Source organism: Pseudarthrobacter xylosi (assembly GCF_055412765.1).
Genome location: NZ_JBVAYT010000022.1, coordinates 1 through 2,176 on the forward strand (window position 1 = coordinate 1; position 2,176 = coordinate 2,176).

Here is a 2,176-nt window from a genome sequence, read left to right on the forward strand (position 1 = left end):
CGGGAGGGTGTGGGAGAGTAGGTCACCGCCGGAACATCATTAACGGTCGAGAGCCCCCCAACACACACGTGTTGGGGGGCACTCCCTTTTAACCACCAAACACAAAACGGCACCACACACGGCCGGCGCACCTGCGTGGATCGGCTTCATGTCCGCGTTCGAGCCCGCATCCGACAGGGCCGAACTGGCCGCTGACGTACGGCAGAGGCCCACCAGTTCCGATCGACGAGTAGACCGGCGACGTGCCGTCGCTTTCGTCAGCTGGCCGGGTCGTACCCGAACTGCCGGACCTCTTGAGGGCAGCGGCAGGCGACGGCGATCTTCGCGGCCCACTCGAGTGCCGCCTGCCGCGTGGGCAGCTCGAAAATGGCGTAGCCGCCGTTGGGCACCTTGTGGCCTGGGTGCGTGCCCTCGGTGACGGTGCCGTCACCCGCCACGAGCACCGGGTCTACGTCCTCGTCGATTCCGCCGCCGAAAACGTACACGCCCGCCGCCTTGGCCTCGTCGATGACGGCATGTGAGTCTTCGACGACCGCTTCGAAGTCTTCCTCGGGGAAAACCATGGCCTCACTGGGGAACGAGATCAGGTACTTGGTCATTCTTGGACTCCTCTGCGTCGTCGGCGCTATCCGTCGGCTCTTCTGTACGGCACCGCTCTGGTGCACAGACCGATTATGGCTCCGGCGCCCTACACATGGTCAAGGTAGAGCGTTTCGACCGACCCGCAGAACCTGTTCGAGCGGTACCGTCTGAAAGCCCGCCCTAAAGTACGTGCCCGCGAAGAAGATCCCCACGACCGCTTTGGCCTGTCCTGATTTGACCACGTTCTGTCGGCTCGACGATCTGGGTCTGAAGGTAACCGTGCGGCGGCGCGAGGCCGATCGTGCGGTGCTGGCGGTCGGATCGTCGAACCTGGTGATTCGTTCGACCAGTGGTGTCGGTGTGCGGGCTTGACGGCACCGGCCCCGCCCGCCTCCTCGTCGGGTCCAGCAGGCCATCCATGGCCACCGCGGTGCACCCGTCTGTAGAGGACATCTCACACGAATAGGCAAGCCTCTGCCCGGATAGCATCGATTACTGCTGTCCACCATAGGGTGGCTGCATGACTGACGCAGAGGTCGAGATCGCGTACTCAAAGAGAGCCGCCGAGTACATCGCCAGATTTGGGTCGGTCGAGTCCACGCATCCGGCTGACCGGAAGTTCGTAGCTGAATGGGCCGCACCTCTGGTGGGGCCAGTACTGGACGTAGGATGCGGGCCCGGCCATTGGACGAAGTTCCTCGCGGACCAAGGGGTCGCGGTCGAAGGAATCGATTTGGTGCCGGCGTTCATCAAGCAAGCAGAGGCAACCTTCCCCGGCATCCCATTCCGCGTCGCCTCCCTCACGAGTCTCGGAGTTCCCGAAGGATATGCATCCGGCATCCTGGCCTGGTACTCGCTGATCCACCTTGCACCCGACCAGGTTCCTTCCGTTCTCCGGGAACTGGCACGGCGCTTGGCTCCTGGCGGACATCTCTTACTTGGACTGTTTGAAGGTGACGAAATCGCGGGATTTCCTCACGCTGTAACGCCTGCATACTCCTGGCCCGTGGAGGTACTAACCATGATGCTTAGTGCCGCCGGCTTTGAAACCATCTCGCATCAGAGGCGAACTGATCCTGGTCATCGGCTGCATGCCGCTATCAGCTCACGCCTGAGCCGTTGCTTGAGGACATAGCCAGAAGGGATACGCGCAGATGCTCGGTCGGGTGGACCTGCAACAAGGCAAGGGGTTTTGACCTGCCACCGGGGAGGCAACAGCCTTGGCCTTTCACGCTGCTGGCCAGTCCCCGCTAGATGTGATCCAGTCAACACAAGCCAGTTCTGGCCGAGTACTGCACCGGGACCCCGTTGAGCCCCCTGGATTCCCCGCCACGACGCGGATCCTGGGCGCATGGGGCCTTGTGTGGGGGTGGATTTGCGGTGGGGGTTGGGTGGGTGTATTGTTTTCTAAGTCGCCGCGAGGGGAACAGCGAAGAGCTGGTTACCGCGGGCGGCCAAACCCCCTAATTCAAGACCAAATGTTGGTTGTTCTTTTGGGCGCCTTTGTTTGGTGGGGATGTGTTTTCTGCTGGTGCGGGTCCTGGAATATGGATTTGCGTCGGGGCGGGAAACCGGGTAAGTTTGAAAAGTTGCT

At 61.9% G+C, this 2,176-nt stretch carries 2 protein-coding genes and 1 pseudogene; 2 read left to right on the forward strand and 1 reads right to left on the reverse strand.

The window, feature by feature from the left end:
• Positions 1-257 precede the first annotated feature (257 nt).
• Entirely contained in the window at positions 258-599 is a 342-nt protein-coding gene (locus ACZY1F_RS21225; RefSeq protein ID WP_463944400.1) for a YciI family protein, read from the reverse strand.
• A 187-nt stretch (positions 600-786) separates the two neighbouring features.
• Between ACZY1F_RS21225 and ACZY1F_RS21230 the strand changes: the two are divergent.
• Positions 787-950 (forward strand): annotated as a pseudogene (locus ACZY1F_RS21230) (ISL3 family transposase); the annotation flags it as partial.
• A 152-nt stretch (positions 951-1,102) separates the two neighbouring features.
• Entirely contained in the window at positions 1,103-1,717 is a 615-nt protein-coding gene (locus ACZY1F_RS21235; RefSeq protein WP_463944401.1) for a class I SAM-dependent methyltransferase, read from the forward strand.
• Positions 1,718-2,176: the final 459 nt, after the last annotated feature.

Bases quoted from the DNA above. Each gene is read 5' to 3' on its own strand.
- ACZY1F_RS21225 (WP_463944400.1), bottom strand. From the start codon at position 599: ATGACCAAGTACCTGATCTCGTTCCCCAGTGAGGCCATGGTTTTCCCC.
- ACZY1F_RS21235 (WP_463944401.1), top strand. From the start codon at position 1,103: ATGACTGACGCAGAGGTCGAGATCGCGTACTCAAAGAGAGCCGCCGAG.